At 51.8% G+C, this 21,459-nt stretch carries 20 protein-coding genes; 15 read left to right on the top strand and 5 right to left on the bottom strand.

The window, feature by feature from the left end:
• Nucleotides 1-74: 74 nt before the first annotated feature.
• From ACFOLF_RS18565 to ACFOLF_RS18580, 4 genes are all read left to right on the top strand, one after another.
• On the top strand, nt 75-1,403 hold the full coding sequence (locus ACFOLF_RS18565; RefSeq protein ID WP_210039194.1) for an ABC transporter substrate-binding protein: 1,329 nt from the start codon (nt 75-77) through the stop codon (nt 1,401-1,403).
• Nucleotides 1,404-1,537: 134 nt separating this feature from the next.
• Nucleotides 1,538-3,640, top strand: a complete 2,103-nt coding sequence (locus ACFOLF_RS18570; RefSeq protein WP_210039193.1) for an alpha-galactosidase — start codon at nt 1,538-1,540, stop codon at nt 3,638-3,640.
• A gap of 519 nt (nt 3,641-4,159) precedes the next feature.
• Nucleotides 4,160-5,902, top strand: a complete 1,743-nt coding sequence (locus ACFOLF_RS18575) for an ABC transporter ATP-binding protein (protein ID WP_379114412.1) — start codon at nt 4,160-4,162, stop codon at nt 5,900-5,902.
• A 122-nt stretch (nt 5,903-6,024) separates the two neighbouring features.
• Nucleotides 6,025-7,767 carry an ABC transporter ATP-binding protein gene (locus tag ACFOLF_RS18580; protein ID WP_210039191.1) on the top strand — a complete coding sequence of 581 codons (1,743 nt, stop codon included), beginning with the start codon at nt 6,025-6,027 and terminating at the stop codon, nt 7,765-7,767.
• A 47-nt stretch (nt 7,768-7,814) separates the two neighbouring features.
• Here ACFOLF_RS18580 and ACFOLF_RS18585 read toward each other — a convergent pair whose 3' ends face one another.
• The 3 genes from ACFOLF_RS18585 to ACFOLF_RS18595 are packed head-to-tail and all read right to left on the bottom strand — an operon-like array spanning nt 7,815 to nt 9,205.
• Nucleotides 7,815-8,369 (bottom strand): DNA polymerase III subunit beta family protein, encoded by a 555-nt coding sequence (locus ACFOLF_RS18585; protein ID WP_379114479.1) that lies wholly within the window; start codon nt 8,367-8,369, stop codon nt 7,815-7,817.
• A complete protein-coding gene (locus ACFOLF_RS18590; protein ID WP_379114481.1) occupies nt 8,366-8,932 on the bottom strand; it encodes a DNA polymerase III subunit beta in 567 nt (188 codons plus the stop codon). The genes ACFOLF_RS18585 and ACFOLF_RS18590 overlap by 4 nt, the downstream gene beginning before the upstream one ends.
• 18 nt (nt 8,933-8,950) lie before the next feature.
• Entirely contained in the window at nt 8,951-9,205 is a 255-nt protein-coding gene (locus ACFOLF_RS18595; protein WP_210039188.1) for a hypothetical protein, read from the bottom strand.
• A gap of 143 nt (nt 9,206-9,348) precedes the next feature.
• Here ACFOLF_RS18595 and ACFOLF_RS18600 point away from each other — a divergent pair, with 143 nt between their 5' ends.
• From ACFOLF_RS18600 to ACFOLF_RS18640, 9 genes are all read left to right on the top strand, one after another.
• Nucleotides 9,349-9,690 (top strand): MGMT family protein, encoded by a 342-nt coding sequence (locus ACFOLF_RS18600; RefSeq protein ID WP_210039187.1) that lies wholly within the window; start codon nt 9,349-9,351, stop codon nt 9,688-9,690.
• Nucleotides 9,691-9,845: 155 nt separating this feature from the next.
• Entirely contained in the window at nt 9,846-10,211 is a 366-nt protein-coding gene (locus ACFOLF_RS18605; protein ID WP_379114414.1) for a winged helix-turn-helix transcriptional regulator, read from the top strand.
• Between the two features lie 352 nt (nt 10,212-10,563).
• Nucleotides 10,564-12,102 (top strand): GNAT family N-acetyltransferase, encoded by a 1,539-nt coding sequence (locus ACFOLF_RS18610; protein WP_210039186.1) that lies wholly within the window; start codon nt 10,564-10,566, stop codon nt 12,100-12,102.
• A gap of 16 nt (nt 12,103-12,118) precedes the next feature.
• Nucleotides 12,119-13,021: a carbon-nitrogen hydrolase family protein gene (locus ACFOLF_RS18615; protein ID WP_210039185.1), complete on the top strand. Its 903-nt coding sequence runs from the start codon at nt 12,119-12,121 to the stop codon at nt 13,019-13,021.
• Nucleotides 13,022-13,223: 202 nt separating this feature from the next.
• Nucleotides 13,224-14,102 carry an aldo/keto reductase gene (locus ACFOLF_RS18620; protein WP_210039184.1) on the top strand — a complete coding sequence of 293 codons (879 nt, stop codon included), beginning with the start codon at nt 13,224-13,226 and terminating at the stop codon, nt 14,100-14,102.
• 46 nt (nt 14,103-14,148) lie between these two features.
• On the top strand, nt 14,149-14,967 hold the full coding sequence (gene larE, locus ACFOLF_RS18625) for an ATP-dependent sacrificial sulfur transferase LarE (protein ID WP_210039183.1): 819 nt from the start codon (nt 14,149-14,151) through the stop codon (nt 14,965-14,967).
• Nucleotides 14,968-15,028: 61 nt separating this feature from the next.
• The gene (gene larB, locus ACFOLF_RS18630) at nt 15,029-15,718 is read left to right on the top strand and encodes a nickel pincer cofactor biosynthesis protein LarB (RefSeq protein WP_210039182.1); all 690 of its coding nucleotides are present in this window, start codon (nt 15,029-15,031) and stop codon (nt 15,716-15,718) included.
• Nucleotides 15,715-17,193 carry a nickel pincer cofactor biosynthesis protein LarC gene (gene larC / locus ACFOLF_RS18635; RefSeq protein ID WP_210039181.1) on the top strand — a complete coding sequence of 493 codons (1,479 nt, stop codon included), beginning with the start codon at nt 15,715-15,717 and terminating at the stop codon, nt 17,191-17,193. The genes larB and larC overlap by 4 nt, the downstream gene beginning before the upstream one ends.
• Before the next feature lie 149 nt (nt 17,194-17,342).
• A complete protein-coding gene (locus tag ACFOLF_RS18640; RefSeq protein WP_379114416.1) occupies nt 17,343-17,882 on the top strand; it encodes an RDD family protein in 540 nt (179 codons plus the stop codon).
• 50 nt (nt 17,883-17,932) lie between these two features.
• Here ACFOLF_RS18640 and ACFOLF_RS18645 read toward each other — a convergent pair whose 3' ends face one another.
• The gene (locus ACFOLF_RS18645; RefSeq protein ID WP_210039180.1) at nt 17,933-18,886 is read right to left on the bottom strand and encodes an RNA methyltransferase; all 954 of its coding nucleotides are present in this window, start codon (nt 18,884-18,886) and stop codon (nt 17,933-17,935) included.
• A 50-nt stretch (nt 18,887-18,936) separates the two neighbouring features.
• Nucleotides 18,937-19,953 carry a GTPase gene (locus ACFOLF_RS18650; RefSeq protein WP_210039179.1) on the bottom strand — a complete coding sequence of 339 codons (1,017 nt, stop codon included), beginning with the start codon at nt 19,951-19,953 and terminating at the stop codon, nt 18,937-18,939.
• Between the two features lie 234 nt (nt 19,954-20,187).
• Here ACFOLF_RS18650 and ACFOLF_RS18655 point away from each other — a divergent pair, with 234 nt between their 5' ends.
• Together ACFOLF_RS18655 and ACFOLF_RS18660 are read left to right on the top strand one after the other, a co-directional pair.
• Nucleotides 20,188-21,087 carry a diacylglycerol/lipid kinase family protein gene (locus ACFOLF_RS18655; protein ID WP_210039178.1) on the top strand — a complete coding sequence of 300 codons (900 nt, stop codon included), beginning with the start codon at nt 20,188-20,190 and terminating at the stop codon, nt 21,085-21,087.
• 55 nt (nt 21,088-21,142) lie between these two features.
• Complete coding sequence (locus ACFOLF_RS18660; protein ID WP_210039177.1) at nt 21,143-21,421, top strand: hypothetical protein; 279 nt, start codon at nt 21,143-21,145, stop codon at nt 21,419-21,421.
• Nucleotides 21,422-21,459 lie beyond the last annotated feature (38 nt).

A 21,459-nucleotide genomic window follows, 5' to 3' on the forward strand; every position in this document is an offset into this window, starting at 1 on the left:
CATTCTTATCTCATTTTGAATTCTTTAGAATAAGCGGTGAAAGACGATAACACATCGAAAACGGGGGCTAAACCATGTCTAAGAAATTACTAGCGCTGTCCATCAGTATGGTGCTGCTGATCAGCGTGCTGGCGGCTTGCGGCAGCAATAATACGGCCAACAATGGCGGAGCGGCCAATAACGGCACGGAAGCCGGAGGCGGCAACGCGGCAGACGATTCCAAGCCGGTGACGATCAATATGTTCACGGCATCGCCGGAATATACCGACGCTTTTAACGCCTATATTGCGGAGTACAAGAAGGTCAAACCGAACGTCAAAATCAATCTGGAAATTATGCAGGCGGATTACAACACGGTTCTGAAATCCAAAATCGCCTCAGGCAGCACGCCGGATGTATTCCAGACGACGGCTGGCGGCGATATCGATACCTATGCGGAGTACAGCGCCGATCTCACCAATGAGCCATTGGCTGCTGCGATGACCGATGCGGTGCGCGCAAACATGTCCTCTACGGACGGCAAAGTGCTGGGGCTGCCGGTGAAGGGCAATTTGTTCACCTTGGTTTACAACAAGAAGCTTCTGGCTGATGCCGGTATTACGGAAGTGCCAAAAACAACTGCCGAGATGCAGGATGCGGTTACCAAGCTGGAAGCCAAAGGCATTACGCCATTCGCTAACGCTTATAAAGAGTGGTGGGTCTGGAAGCATATTTTCCAGCACTATGTGGATGCTGCGGCAATGGATGCGGGCACGGATGCCAAGCAGCTTGTAGCTGACTTTATCGCGGGCAAAGCAACGTTCAAAGACCATCCGGTGCTTTACAACAACTTCTTTGATTTCATCGATCTGACGGTCAAGCATGGCACCAACAAGCCGCTTGAGCGCGACAGCAATGCCGAAGTCAGCGACTTCGCCGCAGGCAAAGCCGCATTCATGACCGGTAAAGGCGCATGGGACGAGGAAGCGATCAAGAAAATCACCCCGGATATTCAAATCGGGATCATGGGTTACCCGGTCAGCGACAAGCCTGAACAATCGTTCATCATTACCGGTGCCGATCAGGCTCTGCGGATCAATAAAGATTCGCCTGTCGCAAAAGAAACAGTGGAATTCTTCAACTGGCTTTACACATCGGATTACGGGAAAAAATGGTTCTCCGACGTAGCGAAGGTGATACCTCCGATCAAGGATGCTCCAATACCGGATCTGGATATGCCGAAGCAAATGAATGAAATCTTGAAAACCGAAAAATCCGGCGATCTGTCGATCAACTACTCCCTGGATACGTTCCATCAGAAATTCGGGGAAATCATGCAAGCCTACATCGGCGGCAGCAAAACCAAGGATCAAGCCGTTGATGAAATCCAAAAAGCATGGATTCAATTGGGCTCAGCCCAGTAAACGTCTGCCTGAACCGGGCACGAATGCCAGCAGGGTAAGCGTATAACGATTCTACACTTCGTAGCTCAGCGCCTTTTTTCAGGTGCTGGGCTACGTTTGATAAACGGCAGATTTACATGGGGAGGCCACGCTTGATGAATACCAATATTGAAGTGACGGAAAATGGACTATACCTGGTGCTTGAGGTGACGGAGCAGCTGGACGTGCGTCTGCTGCATTTTGGCAGCAGCCCTTATGATGCGTCCTCCATTGATGAATCGCAAAAGCCGGGTTTCCGGCTGATGGAGCTGCAGCTGACCGGCGAGGACCGGGCTGAATATCACGGACGGACACATCGGGCCTCATTTCCGGGGCTTCGCATGCAGTATGAGACACACCGCGATTACTTCGGCGGTCCGGGGCGGAAGCTGGAGATTGTACTGAGAGACCCTGTAACTGCGTTGAAGGCTGAAGCGCATTTTCAGTTCTATAACAGCGTCTCCACTGTCCGGACGTGGACGGTCCTGGTCAACGAGGGCGGCGGGCCTGTTGCTGTGGAGTATGTTTCATCCTTTGCGCTGACTGGTCTTGATAAGGAGGGCACTCAGGACCGGGATGAGAAAATGCGGCTTACTGTGGCCCACAACGGCTGGCAGAGCGAGCTGCAGTGGCGTACTTACACGCTTCCGGAGCTTGGGATGTCGCATCTGATCGACCGCGGCACGAAGCGGCTGGCTTACAGCAATACCGGTTCATGGTCGGCGGCTGAGCATATCCCGATGGCTGTGCTGGAGAACAGGGAAGCGGGGACGAGCCTGTTCTGGCAGATTGAGCAAAACGGCTCCTGGCACTGGGAAATCGTGGACCAGTTCGACAGACTGGCGGTTCTGGTCAGCGGTCCGACGGAGCATGACAACCATTGGTGGATCAGGCTTCAGCCAGGGCAGGAGTTTGTCTCGGTTCCGGTTGCGGTCGGCTCCGTACAGGGCGGATTTGAACAGGCGATCGGACAGCTGACTGCCTACAGGCGGAGAATACGCCGTCCCAATGAAGATAACCGGCAGCTGCAGGTGATTTTCAATGATTATATGAACTGCTTATGGGGAGATCCGACGACTGCGAAGCTGCTTCCGCTCATTGACGCTGCCGCCGAAGTCGGCTGCGAATATTTCTGTATCGATGCGGGCTGGTATGCGGCGGGCGAGTGGTGGGACGGCGTCGGGGAGTGGATGCCCTCACCGGAACGGTTCCCCGAAGGCATCAAATATGTGCTTGATTATATCCGCGGAAAGGGCATGACTCCCGGCTTGTGGCTGGAGCTGGAGGTTATGGGCATCAACAGTCCGAAGCTGGCCGATGCCAATGACGGCTGGTTCTTCATGCGCCATGGCAAGCGGGTCAAGGACCGCAGCCGGTATCAACTGGATTACCGGAATCCGGAGGTGATTGCGCATGCCAATGAAGTGATCCGGCGGCTTGTTGAGGATTACGGAGTCGGCTACATCAAGATGGACTACAATATCAATGCCGGAATCGGAACGGAGACCGAAGCGGACAGCTTCGGCGACGGTCTGCTGCAGCATAACCGGGCTTATCTTGCCTGGCTGGACAATATATTCGCCCGTTATCCCGAACTCGTAATCGAGAACTGCTCCAGCGGCGGCATGCGGATGGATTATGCGATGCTCAGCCGGTACAGCATTCAATCCACCAGCGATCAGGAGGACTTCAGGAAATATGCGGCCATCGCAGCAGGATCGCCGGCGGCGCTGACGCCCGAGCAATCCGCCATCTGGTCCTATCCGCTGCGGGAAGGCGATGATGAAGAGGTTATTTTCAACATGGTCAATGCGCTGCTGCTCCGCATCCATCAAAGCGGCCATCTGGCCGAATTAAGCCCAAGGCGGAGGGAACTGGTCAAGGAGGCGCTCGATTATTACAAGACGATCCGTCAGGATATTCCGGAAGCCTTGCCATTCTGGCCTCTGGGACTACCCGGGCATAAGGACGATTGGGTCAGCCTTGGACTCAGGGCGGATAGCCGGATTTATCTGGCAGTCTGGCGTCTTGGCGGCGATTCGACGCAGGTGCTGCTTCCCCTTCCCGGGCTTCAGGACCAAGAGCTTGAGGTGCGCTGCGCATACCCGGCCGAGCATGATTGCAGCTGGAAATGGAGCGCCCGTGAAGCCCTGCTTAATGTCCGGATGCCGGGTGCGAATACGGCGAGACTGTTTGAAATTCATATCAAGACCCCGTAATGGGCGGCAGGGGAACAGCTAACTTACGTGGTGACTGAGAGCCAAAATTTTTAATTACATGACGAAGGGTGTCTCCAGTAAGGAAATTCCTTCCTCCAGTTATTCCAACCGTAGGAGGTGACTCGGCAGGTAGGAAAAACCTTGCTGCATTACTGATTTGACTCCTGCCAAGCCCAAACAGAGCCTCTAATAAGGAAATTCCTTTTTACAGCCATTCCTGCATGGCGAGCAGGTCTGCAAGCAGGAAAAACCTTGCTGGAGAGTTGAGCTTGATCGTCAGGTTCAAACAGAACCTCCAGCCCTGAACGCAAGGGCAGCTTAACGGCTGCCTTTTTTGCTGTTTCAAAAAAGATTTGTAATGGGAACATATGTTTGGTATTATGTTATAGGGCGCTTGAGGGGAGAGTCTGTATCGGAGCTGCGCGATGGCTTTCTTTTTCCAATACATAGACTTGTATGAAACTAACCTGTAAACTTACTGTGTATGTCTATTGTTATTTCCGAAAAGGGGTGAACGCCTTGTCTTTTGTGACACGGCTGCAGTGGTTTTTTAAAACAAGATGGAGCAGCTATGCGATTGCCATCGGCCTGATGACAGCTGTCAGTTTGCTGACAACCATACCGCCCAAGATGATTGGGAATACCATCGATCATATCCGTCAGGAGAATCTGACCTCGGCAGGCCTTAACCAGACGGTTTTGCTGCTTGTCGGACTCGCCTTGCTCTTATACGGCATGGTATACATATGGATTACTACCTTGTTCGGCAATTCGGCGCTCATCGAGAAGCTGCTGCGCGGGCGGCTTCTGGCCCATTTGACGAAAATGACTCCGGCCTTCTTCCAGCGCAACAGCACCGGGCAGCTGATGGCGCTTGCGACCAATGACATTCTCGCGATCGGACAAACATCGGGTTACGGTGTTATGACGCTTGTGAACACCTTGGTAGGCGCTTCTGTCGTTATCGTGACCATGATCTCCTTTATCAGCTTCAAATTAATGCTTGCGGCGCTCATTCCGCTGCCTTTTCTTGTGGTCGTGATCAGCTCGCTCGGGAAGAAGGTAAGAACCCGGTTTCTTGAGGCACAGGCCTCCTTCGGCAAAATGAACGAGCATGTGCTGGAGTCGATCTCCGGCATTCGCGTCATCCGTTCCTATGTGCAGGAAGACCACGATCTGAATGCCTTCGATACGATGACCTCTGAGGTCAGGGACAAGAACAAGCGGGTATCCATCCTTAATGCGCTCTTTCAGCCGCTGATTTCGCTGATTGTCGGCATCAGCTATTCCATCGGCATCGGTTACGGCTCCTATCTTGTTTTTGAAGGCGAAATTTCATTGGGCCAATTGATTTCATTCAATATATATCTGGGCATGCTCATCTGGCCGATGATCTCATTCGGGGAATTTATTAACGTCCTGCAGCGCGGCAGCGCTTCGGCAGACCGTGTGGAAACCGCGCTGGCGCAGAAAGCGGATCTGCAGGATCCGGAAGCTCCGGTGGCTCTGGCTATCCCGTCCCGGATCGAAATGAGAGGTCTCAGCTTCACCTATCCAACAGCCAACCATGCAAGTCTCAGCAATATTTCCTTCCGGCTGGAACGGGGGGAGACGCTGGGGATTGTAGGGAAGACCGGCAGCGGGAAAAGTACGCTGCTCAAGCAGCTGCTCCGTCAATATCCCGTGGATGACGCCCGGCTGTTCATCTCGGATATTCCCGTCGAACAGATCGCCCTGGAACAAATGAAGTCCTGGGTTGCCTATGTGCCGCAGGAGCATCTGCTGCTGTCCAAGTCCATCCAGGAGAACATCGCCCTGGGCAAACCGGATGCGACGCTTGCAGAAGTGGAGAGAGCGGTTGAAATGGCCTCCTTCACCTCCGATATCGCCCAGATGCCGGAGGGTCTCGGCACCATAGTCGGGGAGAATGGCGTTATGCTTTCCGGCGGCCAGAAGCAGCGGCTTGCGATTGCCCGGGCGCTGCTCATCGACTCGGAGATTCTGCTGCTTGATGATTCATTATCGGCGGTGGATGCCCGGACGGAGAACCGCATTCTTCATCATATCCGCAAGGCACGCGCAGGCCGGACCACGATCATTACGACTCACCGGCTGTCTGCCGTCAGTCATGCCAACTGGATTCTGGTACTGGAGGACGGAAGGATACTGGAGGAAGGCACGCATCAGGAATTGATGCTGCTTGGCGGCTGGTACAAAGAGCAGTGGGAACGTCAGCAGATGGAAGCCAGCCTGGAAGAGTAAGATAAACGATAAGCAGCGTATCAGGCTGAGATTGGAGATATGCTTCACGGCTGGACGGTTTATAACCTTGCGGTCAGGCGTCCAGGGAAGCTTGCACAAAAAAGCTCAGGAGGGCTATTTGAATGTCCAAACCATCTACAACGAGACGACTATTCGCGTATGCGCTCGTTTATAAATTCAGAATTATCGGCGCTTTGCTCATTTTATGCTGTTCCGTAGGCGCTGAGCTCGGCGGACCTTTCATTACGAAGACTATTATTGATAAATATCTCACCCCCGGCACAGAAGATCTGAGATCCGTCCTTCTGCTCCTTGGGGGTTATATGGGGCTGCTGCTCATTGCCAGCGTCGGTAATTTCTCGCAATCTTATATCCTGCAGGCGACTGCGCTGCAAATTATCAAAAATATGCGCATGGATCTGATGCGGCATATTCAGCGGATTCCCTTGCGCTTTTACGATAATACGCCCATCGGGCAGGTTGTATCGAGAATAGCCAATGACACGGAGGCCATCCGCGATTTGTTCATGAGCTTCATGGCCACCTTTGTCGTAAGCATGGTGCAGCTGACTGGGATTTTCGTAGCCTTGTTCATACTGGATGCGCGCCTGGCGCTGTACTGCCTGCTGCTGCCACCGATCTTTGTGGTCATCATGATTGTCCATTTGAGATATTCCAAAATTTTTATCACGATTATGCGGGCCCGTCTCAGCGATATGAATGCCATGATTAACGAATCCATCGTCGTTATGCCGATTATCCAGGCTTTTCGCCGCGAGAAAGTGACGCTAGAGGAATTCGAGGAGCTTAATGAAGACCGCTATGTGAACCAGATCAAGCAGTTCCGGATTTTTTCCCTGTCTTCACGGAATATCGTGGGTACGATCGGCAGTCTGGTAACCGCGCTGGTGATTTATTACTTTGGCCGCGATGCCCTGCAGGCTACAATTGCCTTTGGTGTGTTCTATGCATTTATCGATTATTTGGGACGGATTTTTCAGCCGATCATCGGGATTTTCGATCAGTTGACGAATGCGCAGCGGGCCTTTGTTTCCGCCGATAAAGTATTTGCGATTATGGATCTGGAGGGCATGGAGGTAGAGAAGACCGCTGACGTAAGCCGTCCGGAGGGCGTGGTGAAGTTCGATAACGTAACCTTTGCCTACAAAGAAGGGGAGGATGTGCTGAAGCAAATTTCCTTCGAGGCCCGAAAAGGAGAGACGGTGGCGCTTGTCGGCCATACCGGCTCAGGCAAGAGCTCCATTATCAACCTGCTTCTGGGCTTCTATGAACCCGGCCATGGCCTTATAACCGTCGATGGACGGGATATCACGACGTTCTCCAAGCAGGCGCTGCGCAAGCATATGGGGATTGTTCTGCAGGATCCATACTTGTTCGCAGGGGATATCAAATTCAATGTCAGTCTCTATAATGAGGAAATTTCACTTGACCGGGTGAAGAGCGCGCTGCGTGATGTGGGGGCGGCGCCCTTTATCGAGCAGCTGCCTCACAGTTATGACGAGCAGGTGGTAGAGCGGGGAAGCACGCTATCCTCCGGACAGCGTCAGCTGATCTCTTTTGCCAGGGCGCTCGCATTCGATCCTGCCATTCTGATTCTGGATGAAGCGACAGCCAGTATCGACAGCGAGACCGAGGGTCTTATCCAACGGGCGTTGAAGGTGGTCAGTGAAGGGCGGACAACCTTAATCATTGCCCACAGGCTGTCAACGATTCGCGAGGCCGATCAAATTCTGGTGCTGCACCGCGGCGAAATCGTCGAGAGAGGCAACCACGATGAGCTGATGGCGCTCGGAGGCCGCTATTTCAAAATGTATCAGCTGCAAAAAGGGGAGAAGGCCTCTTAGCCCGGTCAGGATGGCAGAGTCTTACGGCGGGTATCCGCTTGTCCACTTTAGCTATTTGATTTGATCGGAGTAAGAATGTATAAGGTCTCCGGGCTATTATCAGGCTGAATGATTATAGGGCTCCACCTCCCGGAGAACTTTACGATTACCTGACGGCTGCCCATCGACTGCAGGATATCCATCATATACTTGCCATTAAAAAATATGGTGATCTCGTTGCCATTCAGCGCATTCACAATAAGCTCTTCACTGACATCGCCGATTTCCGTCGTTTTGGAGAAGAGCAGTATTGTGTTTTCTCTTATAATGGACAATCTGACGACATGGCTTTTATCTGCGAGCAGACAAACACGCTCCAAGGCCTGCAGAAACATGACGGAATCCAGCATCATAACCGTGGTGACGGCCTTGCTGGCCAGATTATCCGGTATGGGATATTTCCCGTCGAGGAGAGAAGACTGCATTTGCAGGTTATGGGTTCTGAAGAGAATGCTTCGATCTCCAACGCTGATATCCGTCCTTGACTGCTCATCCTGCAGCATTTTCGAATAATCCAACAAATGTTTCCCGGGGATTACGATGGATACAGAATCCTTGATCAGGGATGCTGAAGCGCATTCGTCACCTGCGAAGCAAGCCGTACGCCATCAGTAGCCAGCAGCCGCAGCTGCTTCCCTTCGACTGTAAAAGACACGCCTGTCAGGATAGGCTTGAATTCCGAAGCGGAGACAGCGAAGGCAACCTTCTTAATAAGCCCCGCCAGAAGAGAACTTTGCAGACTGACTTTATTGGACCGGCTGTCACCCGCCATACGCGGATATTCCTCGGCGTTCATGCCGGACAAATGATAGACCGAAGTATCCGAGCGGATACTGACGATCAGGCTGTTATCGCACTCCAGTGTTACCATGGAAGATGGGCAATGCCGGATAATATCTATAAAATAAAGTGCGGGGATGACGACGCTTCCGCCCAACTCAACGATATTCCGATTGTCTTCCGCTGGCAGCTCATACTGCAGCATCATGCTGGTATTGCTGGCACTGAGCCGTAATCTCTGCGAATCGGCTTGCAGCAGAATTCCGGACAGCAAGGGTATTATGCTCCTGGACGATACTGCAGGAGCAACATGATGTAATGCATGAAGTAATAACTTCTGACTCACCTTAACCAGCAAGCGGAATCACTCCTTCCTCACTTCTTTCTCATGAAAATGAGCTTCCAGAATTTCACGAAGCAGTTCAGATCTCGACTTATCCAGCTCGCTGCATTGGTTTTCAATCTCCTGCCATGCTTCTTTAGACAGGGTTAGGGAGATTTTTTTGGTTTCGCCGATTGCCCTTCTTCCGGCACCTTCCCGGGGACCTCCTCTGGGAAACATCATGGATAACTGGCCTTCTTGACGGGGAACGCCCAGCTTCACTTTCTTTGTTGTCATCAGCAATACATCCTCTTATTGATATAGGTTACCTTAATCAATTTTAGTATAAATTAACCTTACCATATATTCTCTTCCATTGACAATAGGGCAGCCTCCTTCTGTAATATAAGGATAGATATCCTTTCTAAGGAGGTACAGACTTGGAGCTATTCACGCAGCGCGTCATTGAGATAATTAAAAGCATCCCGGCAGGATACGTCATGAGCTATGGGCAAATCGCGGAAGCTGCCGGAAGCCCGAGAGGAGCCAGGCAGGTCGTGCGAATTCTGCATTCTATGAGCAAAGCACATGAGCTGCCATGGCATAGAGTTGTCAATAGACTGGGGGAAATTGCTGTACAGCAGGATGAATCCCGTTTTCTGCAAAAGCTGTATTTGCAGGAAGAAGGCGTTCCCTTCGATGGCGAGGGACGGGTTCGACTGGAGATCTGCCGGCATTATCCCGTTGAGGGTCACGAAGAACCGGAGTTGCCACCAGATTAACAATCGAAGAATCAGCGACTGCTCAGCCTTTGAGAACACATGGTATATTAATCATACCAAGTATGGAAATCAGTAGTACTATTTAAAATATGCTCATTTTGATAACATGGCTGATAGTGGGGGAACAAGCGGTTCGATTGAAGGGAGTGGACAATATGCGCATGAAGGAAGACAGTAGAGGTGCGACGGATGGAATTGCGGCAACCCTGCATGCGATCGGCGGCAAGTGGAAGCCGTTGATTTTGTTTATTTTGCTGAATCAGGGGACCAGGCGGTTTGGAGAACTGAGACGTCTGCTTCCTAAGGTTACACAGGGGATGTTGACCAGCCAGCTGCGGGAATTGGAGGCGGATGGGCTTATCGAGCGGCAGATTTATCCGGAAATTCCTCCAAAGGTCGAATACTCCCTCTCTGCGCATGGACGAACCCTTGGCTCAGTTCTGACGGATATGTGCGGTTGGGGTTATGATCATCTGGATTTCATACAATCCAATCCGGCAGCGAAAGACAATAAATCGTAATTATTTTTAATAAGAATCTTTCGTCCGCTATTGCTTCAATCGGGAACGAGTCCAATAAGAACCTTTTGTCCCTCACCTGGAGAGAGGAACAAGAGGTTATTTGTTTTTTCATCCGTATCAGCGGGGATTACGGCGCACGAAAGGACAATCTTGAACGCTGGCTGGGCTTGCAAAAGGAAATCGTTCAGCATGCCTAATGACTTAAGTATTCCTGGCATATAATAACGGTAGAACCATTCGCGATGATTACAAATCCCTGAAAAAGTTTACAAAGCAATGATAGTCCATTAATACGGCTATGAATATGGCGGTGTATCATTAATGATTAATGACTTGGATGAGGGGTTTATATATGACAGGTGACCAAATTTCACAATTCGAGAAGAAAATTATTATTCGGACGATTGAGCGCGAGGATTTTGGGAAAATCATTGAGCTGCAAAATATTTGTTTTCCAGGTATGTCTCCATGGAAGCTTGACCAGCTGGAAAGCCACAAGAAAATATTCCCTGAGGGCCAGCTGTGCGTGGAACTGGATGGCGAAATTATCGGATCCTGCTCAAGCCTGATCGTCAATTTCGATGACTATCTGGAGCAGCACACCTACTCGGAAATTACCGATAACGGCTATATTCGCAACCATAACCCGCGCGGCGAAAGCTTGTACGGGATGGAGGTTATGGTCCATCCGAGTTTCCGCCGCATGAAGATTGGCCGCCGTCTCTACGAAGCCCGAAAGCAGCTTGCAGAGCAGCTGAATCTGAAAAGTATTATTGTCGGCGGACGCATTCCCGGTTATCATAATTATAGTGATCAAATGTCGCCAAGAGCCTATGCGGAAGAGGTGCTGCAGCAAAATATTTATGATCCGGTGCTGACCTTCCAAATGATGAACGGCTTTACGCTGAAGCGGATTATTACGAATTATCTATCGGATGACGAGGATTCGATGAATTACGCCGCTTTGCTGGAATGGAATAATATTGATTACAAACCGAGCGCCAACAAAATCCACTACAAGCTGTCGTTTCCCGTCCGTATCTGCGTCATTCAATATATGATGAAGAAGATCGACTCTTTCGACGAGTTCGCTACGCAGTGCGAGCATTATGTGGACGTCGCTTCCGACTACAAGTCGGATTTTGCCGTATTTCCGGAAAATTTCACCATGCAACTGCTATCCTTTCTTGAAGAGCGGTCTCCGAGCCTGGCTATCCGCAAGCTCAGCACCTACACGGAGCAGTATGTGGAGCTGTTCTCGGAGCTTGCCGTGAAATATAATGTGAATATTATAGGCGGCTCGCACTTCATCGAACAGAATAACCGGATTTATACGGTTGCCCATTTGTTCCGCCGGGATGGAACGATCGCCCAGCAGTATAAGCTTCATATATCGCCCAATGAGCGCAGATGGTGGGGCATCAACGGCGGTTCCGTTCTGGAAGTGTTCGATACGGACTGCGGGAAAATATCGATCCAGCTGAGCAGCGATATTGAGTACCCGGAAATATCGCGCATCGTCGCCGAAGAAGGGGCGCAGATTATTTTTGTTCCCTTCTGCGCGGAAGACCGGCAAACCTTTCTGCGGGTCAAATACTGTGCCCAGGCGCGCGCGATTGAGAATCAGGTCTTCACTGTCACCTCAGGCACGGTGGGCAACCTGACCCATGTCGATAATGTCGATATTCAGTATGCGCAGTCCGGTGTATATACGCCGGCAGACTTCTCATTCCCGCCGGATGGCATTGCGGGTGAATGCAGCGAAAACACGGAAACGGTCATTATGGCCGAGGTAGATATGGAAACATTGCAGCGTTTTCGCAAATCCAAGGATGTACTGACGTTCAGGGACCGCCGTACAGATATTTATTCCTTGCAGATTCGTTCCTGAAGCTACGGAGGTGGACATGGAGAACCTGACAATCGCAGCCGTTCAGTATGATCTGACAGATATCCAATCTGAGGAACAATTCTGGACGGGACTGCAAGCAAAAATTACACATGCCGCCCTGCAAGGCGCCGACATGATTATTTTTCCCGAGTATGTAACCGCCCATCTGCTGGGCATTGTACCGGAACTTACGCATCTGGAAGCATGCGAATATCTGGACTCCTTCACCGAGAAATATGTGGAGTTTTTTCAAGGTTTAAGCCGGGAGCAGCAAATCGTCATTCTCGGAGGCACGCATATATGCCGGGAGGAGGAAGGGTTCGTCAATAAGGCGTTCATCTTCTTCCCGGACGGTCGGATTGAAATGCAGGATAAGCTGCATCTGACCCCGGAGGAGCAGAACCGCTGGCCGCTGCTCAAAGGCGAGGAGCTGGTAGTGTTCGAGACCGATTGGGGCAAGGCGGCTATTCTGATTTGCTACGATATTGAATTTCCCGAGCTGTCCCGGATTGCAGCCGAAAGAGGTGCGGATTTGATCCTTTGCCCATCCTACACAGACAATGCCTTCGGCTACTACCGCGTTCGTCACTGCTGCCAGGCGCGGGCGGTTGAGAATCAGCTCTTCGTTGCGTTAAGCGGCATCGTGGGTGTGCTCACGGAGGGACGCCCCCAGATTGATACGGGATTTTCCCAGGCGGGTTTGTTCACGCCCTGTGATTTTCCCTTCACGGAAGAAGGCGTTGCTGCGATCGGGGAAATGAATCAGGATTCCGTCGTGCTGGCCAATGCCGATTTTGCCAAGCTGCGCGATAACCGGATTCGCGGTGCGGTCGCTCCTTATCAGGACCGCAGGCCGGAGCTTTATGCGGAGCTCAGAAAGGGACATGCGGTAAGCACGATACCACTGACCTCAGGTTGAAAATAGAACCTCTATAACAAAAAGAAACGGCCCTTCCGACCGTTTCTTTTTGTTTCCTTACAGGGTAACCGGGATATGCGAATCGCCAACTGTGAGAAATATCGATCGTTTTGTTGAAGCCAAAACGGAAATACAGGTTTATAATAGGAATAGATAGGCGATTGATCCAAAGTACGATTCTAATTCTGGGAGGCGTTCACGCATGTTGAAGCGAAGGATAGGCCGTTTGGGTTATGAAGGATCTGTGGTCATGTTTGGTGCCGCGAGCTTGGGGAATGTCACACAGGAAGAGGCGGATGAGTCGATTTCGTTTGCACGGGCGCATGGCGTCAATCATTTTGACACGGCGGCAAGCTATGGCGATGCGGAGCTAAGGATGGGACCAATCATCAGCGGCATCCGCAGCGATATTTTCCTTGCCACGAAAACCGGCGAGCGCACGAAGGCCAAAGCGAAGGAAGAGATCTATCGTTCAATGGAGCGTATGAAGGTGGATTCCGTCGATCTGCTTCAGCTGCATGCTGTCGGCACGATTGAGGAGCTGGACCGCTGCACGGAAAAGGGAGGCGCACTTGAAGCCGCTCTGGAAGCCAAGGATGAAGGCATTGTAAAAAATATCGGAATTACAGGTCACGGACATCAGGCGCCTGCTACTCATTTGGAAGCGCTTAGAAGGTTCCCGTTCGCAACGGTTCTGCTTCCGCTTAATTATTATATGTATTCTTTGCCGGAGTACCGCGCAGATTTTGACGCTCTGATGGAAGAGGCGGGCAAACAGGATGCAGCCGTCCGTGTGATCAAAGCTGTTGCGAAGGCTCCTTGGGGCGAAAATCAGAAGCGCAATTATGCGACCTGGTATGAGCCTTTCGACCAGCAGGAGGTTATCGATGCCTGCGTGCATTTTGTGCTCTCTTTTCCCGGTATTGCGGGATTTGCCAGTGCAGGTGACATTCATCTGTTCCCCAAAATCGTTGATGCCGTAGAGCGCTTTGGCTCCATGAACGATGAGGAGGCAGCACGGATTCTTAGTGCCATCAGCGGTTACACCTCTGTGTTCGAGTCGCCGACATCAATTGCTTAAAGCGTAGTACATGGGGATGAGAATGGAAGACGAGAGGAGAAAGAGCATGCCGCAGCAGAAATTGGAGGCCTTGAAGGCCAAGCTTCGCGAGATGGAAAGTGTCGTGGTCGCTTTCTCCGGCGGAGTGGACAGTACGTTCCTGCTCAAGGTAGCACTGGATGAGCTGGGTGCGGACAACGTTCTGGCGGTTACGGCCGATTCGGAGACATACCCTTCCTCGGAGCTGCTTGAAGCGAAGAAGCTCGCCGAGCAGATGGGTGCTCCGCATCAGGTGATCGAGACCTCGGAGCTTGAAATACCCGGATACAGCGAGAATACGGCGAACCGCTGTTATTTTTGCAAGAAAAGTTTATTTGAGCACTTAATGCCGATTCTGGCTGAGAAGGGTTATAAAAATATGGTGTTCGGCCTGATTGCGGATGATATGAGCGAACACCGGCCCGGCGTCAAAGCAGCACAGGAGCATGGGGTCAGAGGACCGCTTGCCGAAGTGAATCTCTATAAAGAAGAGATCAGAGCCCTGTCCAAGGATCTTGACCTGGATACCTGGGATAAGCCATCCTTTGCCTGCCTGTCCTCCCGGATTGCTTACGGGGAAATGATTACGCAGGCGAAGCTGACGAAGATCGACAAAGCGGAGGCTTTTATCAAATCGCTGGGCATTCGTCAGGTCCGGGTGCGGACGCATGGGGAAATCGCCAGAATTGAAGTGGAGACGGCGCAAATGCCGATTGTGGTCAGCCACTTCGAGCAGATCGCAACAACGCTGAAATCATATGGTTACGGCTATGTCACACTGGATCTGGTCGGCTACCGCAGCGGAAGCATGAATCAGGCGCTGAAGGTAGGAGCAGGGGCGGAGTAACCGCACGGGTAACTGGTTTTGGATCAAATTGGGGCCGGGATCATCCTGGCAGGAGGATAAAATGGACAGCAAGAATCAATTCGAAGACCTTGGTTTCAGCAAGGTGGATTACGCCAGAGAAGAAAGAACGGGCTTTCCCGAGGTGATATTCGGCAAAGGCAAAACCGTCGACCAGGTGCGCCAAATCGTGGAGCGTTTGATGAATGCCCACGGCAAGGCGCTGGTAACCTTGGCTACGGAAGAAATGGCGCTTGCCGTGCAGGAAGATTTTCCGGAGGCCGTATATAATCCGACATCCCGCCTGATTACATTGGGGGAACCTTCTGTGCGTTTCGCAGGGAAGGTTCTTGTACTCTGTGCAGGCACGTCCGATCTGCCTGTGGCCGAGGAGGCGGCAGGCACAGCCCGGTGGATGGGCTGCGAGGTGGAGAAAATTTATGACGTGGGCGTTGCCGGCATTGACCGTCTGCTTGCCTATCGCGACAAGCTTCAGGAAGCCAATGTGCTGATTGTGGTGGCAGGCATGGAGGGCGCCCTTGCAAGCGTCGTTGGCGGTATGGTCCGTCGACCGGTCGTCGCCGTTCCAACCTCCGTGGGGTACGGGGCTCATTTTCAGGGGCTAACCCCGCTGTTGTCGATGCTGACCTCCTGCGCGGCGGGAGTCACCGTGGTCAATATTGATAACGGCTTCGGAGCAGGCTATCAGGCTGCTATTATTCAGCAATTGGTGACGGAGGCGGGAGCACGGTGAAGGTACTTTACTTGGATTGCATCTCCGGTATTGCTGGAGATATGGCGCTGGCGGCATTAATTGACGTGGGTGCGGATCTCTCCTATATTGAAAGCCATCTAAAGGCGCTTCCGATTGATCCGTTCAGCATCGCCGTCGATCCCGTTATTAAAAAGGGGATTTCGGCGAAAAAGCTGCGTCTGCATATTGGCGGGTACAACCATGACGAGGGCCACAGTCACATACATAGGCACGATGACGGGCACAGCCATAGTCATGCACACAGCCATGATGATGGCCACACTCATAGTCACGCGCATATTCATGATGACAACCACAGCCACAGCCACGCGCATACGCACGATGACGGCCACACTCATAGTCATGCTCACACACATGATGACAGCTACAGTCATGCCCATACACACGATGACGGCCACAGCCATGCCCATACGCACGATGACGGCCACAGCCATACACATAGCCATGAGCATACTCATGGCGGGGACCATGAACACCATCACCGCAAAGCGTCCGATATTCTGCGGATGATCGCGGAGAGCGGACTGCCCGGGCGGGTGAAGCAGCGAAGTACGGCCATTTTTCAAACCATAGCCAAGGCAGAAGGAAAGATCCATGGGATGAGCCCGGAAGAGGTGCATTTTCATGAGGTGGGGGCCATGGACTCCATTATCGATACGATCGGCGTATGTCTGGCGATGGAGAATTTGGGAATCGAAGAAATCTATGCGTCCCCTGTTCCAACAGGTCATGGAAAACTAAAAATGGCGCATGGGCTGTATCCGATTCCAGCCCCGGCCACAGCGGAAATACTGATCGGGATTCCGATCGCCAAGCTGGATGCGGCCGGCGAACTGACAACGCCAACCGGCGCAGGAATTCTGAAGGCGCTTGCCAAGGGCTTCGGCGATATCCCCGCCCTGACCATCGAGAGGATCGGCTACGGCGCGGGCACCAAAGAATTTGCCCATCCCAATGTGATCCGGGCGCTGCTGATGGAGCAGGCAGGCACGGATGAAGAGGATTCGGTCATGGTGATGGAAGCCCAATTGGATGATATGACCGGCGAAGCGCTTGGTTACACGATGGAGAGGCTGTTCGAGGCCGGAGCGGTTGACGTATTTTTTACCCCGGTATATATGAAGAAGAACCGTCCGGCAACTTTGGTTACTGTACTGGCACCGGACGCCGCTGTGCCGCGCTGTGAGGATGTGCTGCTGCTCGAAACCACTACTCTTGGCGTGCGGAGAACGAAGTGGACGAGACGGATTCTGAAGCGGGAGATGGCTCTGGTCGCCACCGCCTATGGTCCTGTAAGGATTAAGCTGGCTATCCGGGAGAGCCGCGTGTTCCGCTTTTCTCCCGAGTATGAGGATGTTGCAAAAGCGGCACGCGAGCATGGGCTGCCTTTTCAGGACATGTACAAGCTGGCCGTATCGGCAGGAGAGGAATATGTCTCCAACCATTCGGCCTGACAGATAGAGAAACATCGCAGCCGTCCGGAAACGGCTGCGTTGTTTTTTGAACGTATAGCTTTAATATTATCCCGCGGCTATCATATCCCAGAGGGACTCAGTGTGGAACCAGCTTTGCTGTCAGAGGATGAAAGAGAGGAGTTGAAGCAGTGAAGGAACAGATTCAGGAAAATCCCGGGCGTGTCCCGTTTGGAACCCGCATCATCGCATTTTTATGGGATTATGTCCTCATTCTGGGATATATCGTCCTGCTTGTCGGGTTATCTTTTCCTGCAAAACCGCTGCTGGTTCCGCTTTTTCAGACCAGCGCTGCGACGGCGGAGCTCACCGGATTTCTATTGATTACACTGCCTGTCTATCTGTATTTTGCCCTATGCGAAGGCTCCAAATCGCATGCGACATGGGGAAAACGTAAGATGGGGATTATGGTGGCAGGCATGCGCGGTCAACCCGTCGGCTATGGGCACTCGTTCCGCCGTTCCGCCCTTAAATTCATCCCGTGGGAGCTGGCCCACTTTACGATTTGGCATATGATTATACCTTCGGGGTATCCCGACATCTTAATTTATTGCTTATTGGCAGTGGTCTACGGATTGGTGTTCCTTTACCTGCTAAGCCCTTTATGGAGCAAACAAAATCAAACGCTGTATGACGCCATCTCCGGAACCGTAATCAGGTACAAGGGATAGGATTTCATCGGATCTGCTCCAGCCGGCCCCTTTGGAGTGTCAACGACTGCTTACTCGCAAACAAGCAGATGCCTGGAAAATAAACCCTTTCTGGCGATGCAGCGGTCTGTAATGGTAAAGCCGGCGTTCCCGATCATTTCGTCGATGGCTTCGATGGAGACGACGACGACTCTTTTTGCAATGCGCCTGGCATGAAGGAGAAGCGAGAACTGCTCCTCCGGCGTTATTTTCGAGTAAAGATTATAGGGCATATCAACAATGGCGGCATCGTAGGTTTCGGCAATATCGGCAATATCCCCCCGTGTAACCACGCCCTCCAGTCCAAAAAAAGCGAGATTCTCCCGTGCTCCGCGGGCGATAAAATGATTGATATCCCTGCCAACCATGTCGATTCCCATAGACAAAGCCTCGACGAGAACCGTTCCGATCCCGCAGCAGGGGTCGATGGCCCTGATTCCTTCAGGCCGGGGAACGGCAATATTAACGGCCGCCCGGGCCACCCGGGTGCTCAGTGCAATGGAATAGCTGCGCGGCTTCTTCATATGATGCAGCCAGAGAGCCGTATTCTTGTGATAGCTGCCAAAATACCACCGCCCGCCGAAGGCAACAATGCCGTATAGAAGATCTGGCCTGTTTATATCCGCTTCCCCTTCGATATGCATGCCGATCTCCCGCTCAATGATGCGCCGCTCGGCGTACTCCACCTTGTCCCCGGGAGCCAGATCATTGGTTTTGACGAATATCGCCTTGAAGGTTGCACTCCCCAGATCGAGTTGCTCGACCTGCTCATAAATATCGGCAAGCTTGTCCCCTTCATACATGACATCGATGCGTTCTTTAATAAAAGGGCTGCGGCTGACATCGACAAGAATATCTGTTTTGAAAAGATTCGCCTGCGTCTCCATACCAAACAAGGAGCGCAGTTCCAATTGACATAAAGAAATTTCATCCTCGCGGCAGGCATACGTATAAATATACGCAGGCATCCGGTTCGTGTTATCCAATCTGTTCCCATCCTCTGTCGCATGAATATCCGGTTTGTACGGTTCATCGATTATTGTTTTTCGGCTCTCTCGCGATAGCGCGTATAAATCTCTTTAATATTTTTGCCGGTAATTTCGATATTGTGCTCATAGGCATATTTCATGGCATAACCAAGCGCGAGCGTCATCGCTCCGGCAACACTTGCGCCAGCGATGGAGCCGGCGCCCGGAAACAGCTTGAGCACCTGGCGGAAAATGCTTTTGCCGATATTGCCGACAATGGTCGTCAGCACGATTTCCTTGGCGGTTTCCTTGGACAGGGGTTTGTTATAAAGGGCGGCAAGCTTGGTCAAAAGGCCAATCTGGATCGCGGTAATCGGGATGATATCCGAGCCGGGAACCGGCAGCGCGCCGGCGGCGCCGGCTGATGTTGCCGCACCGATAATCCAGGTATGGGCGGTTGCAGCCTTTTCTTTAATGCTTTTGGCGAACAGAATATCCTTGCTCTTTTTTTTTAGAATCTCCAGAATCTTGTTCCGCAGCAGATCGATGTTTTCACCCGTACGGGATGAGATCGGCACGACCTCGTATTTCTCGCCGGTTTCCTTGCGCACCCGCTTGACAAGCCGGTCGATTTCGTCGGCGGCATCAATTTTATTGAGGACCACCAGTATATTTTTGTTGATTTTCTCTATCTGGAGGAAGGACTCCTTCTCCGATTCGGAGAAGACGGTGCCGGCGGCATTCAGGAAGAATAACACGACATCGGCATTTTTGAAATATTTCAGCGTTTCCTCGGAATTTTTGTGATTGATATCGTTCAAGCCGGGCGTATCGACAAAATAAATCTTGTCCGTGTATGCGTGAGGCTTGATTTCCGTGGTTTCGCCAGGCTCTGCGCCGACTCCCGCCACTTCCTCGCCGATCAGTTTGTTGATCGTGGAAGACTTGCCCGCATTGACATCGCCAATCAAGGCAAAAAGAATCTCCTGCTCCAGCTGCTTGTTGATCGCTGCGATTTCCTTATCGTAGGCCTCTGCTGCCGCCTTTTTGATTTCATCTTCCCACTGCTTGCTGGTGATATCCATTAGGGGCCGCCCCTTTCGTCTATTCGTATGTAGTAAGTATAACCTATTTACACGTCGAGCGGGCTATGCCAAACAGGGCGGTAAGTCGCTGCTCCCACAGGTTATCCGCATGTCATGTAACTTTATCCCTCCACGCGTTTTGTCGTCAGCTCTGTCAGGTCCGGCTTTCTCTGCCGCCGTAGCTTGTATATAATGGAAGTATATCTTCCAAATGGCTGGTAAAGGAGAATGGGCATGCAAAGAGCAGTTATTATTCTCAACCCCGCTGCAGGCAAATCGACAATGGTGAATCAAATCGGCATTATTTCAGATAAGCTTAAGCAGCGCTATGAAGAGGTTGTCATTTATACAACGGAGGCTGCGGGTGACGGCGCTGCATATATCGGGAAGCATGCCAGCGAATTTGATCTGATAATTGGCGCAGGGGGAGACGGGACGGTCCATGAGCTCATCAATGCGCTGTGTCCCCTGGAGCGGCGGCCATTGTTTGCTATTTTGCCCGGGGGCACATGCAATGATTTCTCCAGGGCGATTGGAATGAATCAGGACCCTCTGCTCGCGGTGGAGCAGATTCTGGCCAATCAGGTGAAGCAGGTGGATGTGGGCAAATCCGGCAGCCGCTATTTCCTCAATTTTTGGGGAATCGGACTGATTACGCTGGTATCAAACAATGTGGACTCGGACAAGAAGGAACGGTTCGGCAAGCTTTCCTATTATATTTCAGCAGCGCAGTCAATCACGGGATTCGAGCCCTTCTCCCTGAAAATCAAAAGTGCGGATTTCGATTATGACGATACGGCATGCTTGCTCGTCATCGGCAACGGCGCTTTCACCGGGGGAATGCGGACCTTCTTTCCGGAAACCGATCTGGAGGATGGAAAGTTCGATGTTCTGATCATCAAGGAAACCTCTATGGAGCTGGCCTGGAAGGCCATTGCGCTGAAGCTGACCAATGAAATGCCCGAGGGCGGCGCCATCCGTTATTTCAAGACCGGCAAGCTTTCCATCGAGGCATCCCCCGGACAGGAAATCGATTGCGACGGCGAGATTGGCGATCGGACACCGGACGAGCTGGAGAATTTGAAGCAGTATTTGTCCGTGCTGGTGGGGGACTTCCCGGGCTTTAGAAATTAAGCCTGCACTGTGTTACAATGACAGCATTCCAGACAACTAAGGAGATGACAATGCCATGAGCGAAGAAGTCAATGAGCAGGAGCTTGTACAGTACATAGCCGATCAGGTAAAAGTCAATGCAGCCAGCATTAAGCTGGTATTGAAGCATGAACAGACCTTCATCAACAGTTCCAAGGAAAATGCCAAAGGCGAAGTCGAGGTCGACAGCGACGAGCTTGTGGATTATGTGCTCAGCCGTCCTGATATCAAGCTGGACGAGCCGACCGTGGAATCCATTCTGGAGACCGAAATGGATTTTCTGATGGAGAAGGGGATCGCGGGCTACGAGGACTAGAGGAGAATGATGATCATCCTGACTGTACTTATTATCAT

Source organism: Paenibacillus sepulcri (assembly GCF_042647105.1).
Taxonomy (GTDB): Bacteria; Bacillota; Bacilli; order Paenibacillales; family Paenibacillaceae; genus Paenibacillus_Z; species Paenibacillus_Z sepulcri.

What these genes read in the sequence shown, in the direction of transcription:
- ACFOLF_RS18620 (WP_210039184.1), top strand. Translation starts at nt 13,224, where the DNA reads ATGTTGAAGCGAAGGATAGGCCGTTTGGGTTATGAAGGATCTGTGGTC.
- ACFOLF_RS18595 (WP_210039188.1), bottom strand. Translation starts at nt 9,205, where the DNA reads ATGACAACAAAGAAAGTGAAGCTGGGCGTTCCCCGTCAAGAAGGCCAG.
- ACFOLF_RS18570 (WP_210039193.1), top strand. Translation starts at nt 1,538, where the DNA reads ATGAATACCAATATTGAAGTGACGGAAAATGGACTATACCTGGTGCTT.
- ACFOLF_RS18655 (WP_210039178.1), top strand. Translation starts at nt 20,188, where the DNA reads ATGCAAAGAGCAGTTATTATTCTCAACCCCGCTGCAGGCAAATCGACA.
- ACFOLF_RS18610 (WP_210039186.1), top strand. Translation starts at nt 10,564, where the DNA reads ATGACAGGTGACCAAATTTCACAATTCGAGAAGAAAATTATTATTCGG.
- ACFOLF_RS18565 (WP_210039194.1), top strand. Translation starts at nt 75, where the DNA reads ATGTCTAAGAAATTACTAGCGCTGTCCATCAGTATGGTGCTGCTGATC.
- ACFOLF_RS18605 (WP_379114414.1), top strand. Translation starts at nt 9,846, where the DNA reads ATGCGCATGAAGGAAGACAGTAGAGGTGCGACGGATGGAATTGCGGCA.
- ACFOLF_RS18615 (WP_210039185.1), top strand. Translation starts at nt 12,119, where the DNA reads ATGGAGAACCTGACAATCGCAGCCGTTCAGTATGATCTGACAGATATC.
- larE (WP_210039183.1), top strand. Translation starts at nt 14,149, where the DNA reads ATGCCGCAGCAGAAATTGGAGGCCTTGAAGGCCAAGCTTCGCGAGATG.
- ACFOLF_RS18660 (WP_210039177.1), top strand. Translation starts at nt 21,143, where the DNA reads ATGAGCGAAGAAGTCAATGAGCAGGAGCTTGTACAGTACATAGCCGAT.
- larB (WP_210039182.1), top strand. Translation starts at nt 15,029, where the DNA reads ATGGACAGCAAGAATCAATTCGAAGACCTTGGTTTCAGCAAGGTGGAT.
- ACFOLF_RS18650 (WP_210039179.1), bottom strand. Translation starts at nt 19,953, where the DNA reads ATGGATATCACCAGCAAGCAGTGGGAAGATGAAATCAAAAAGGCGGCA.
- ACFOLF_RS18580 (WP_210039191.1), top strand. Translation starts at nt 6,025, where the DNA reads ATGTCCAAACCATCTACAACGAGACGACTATTCGCGTATGCGCTCGTT.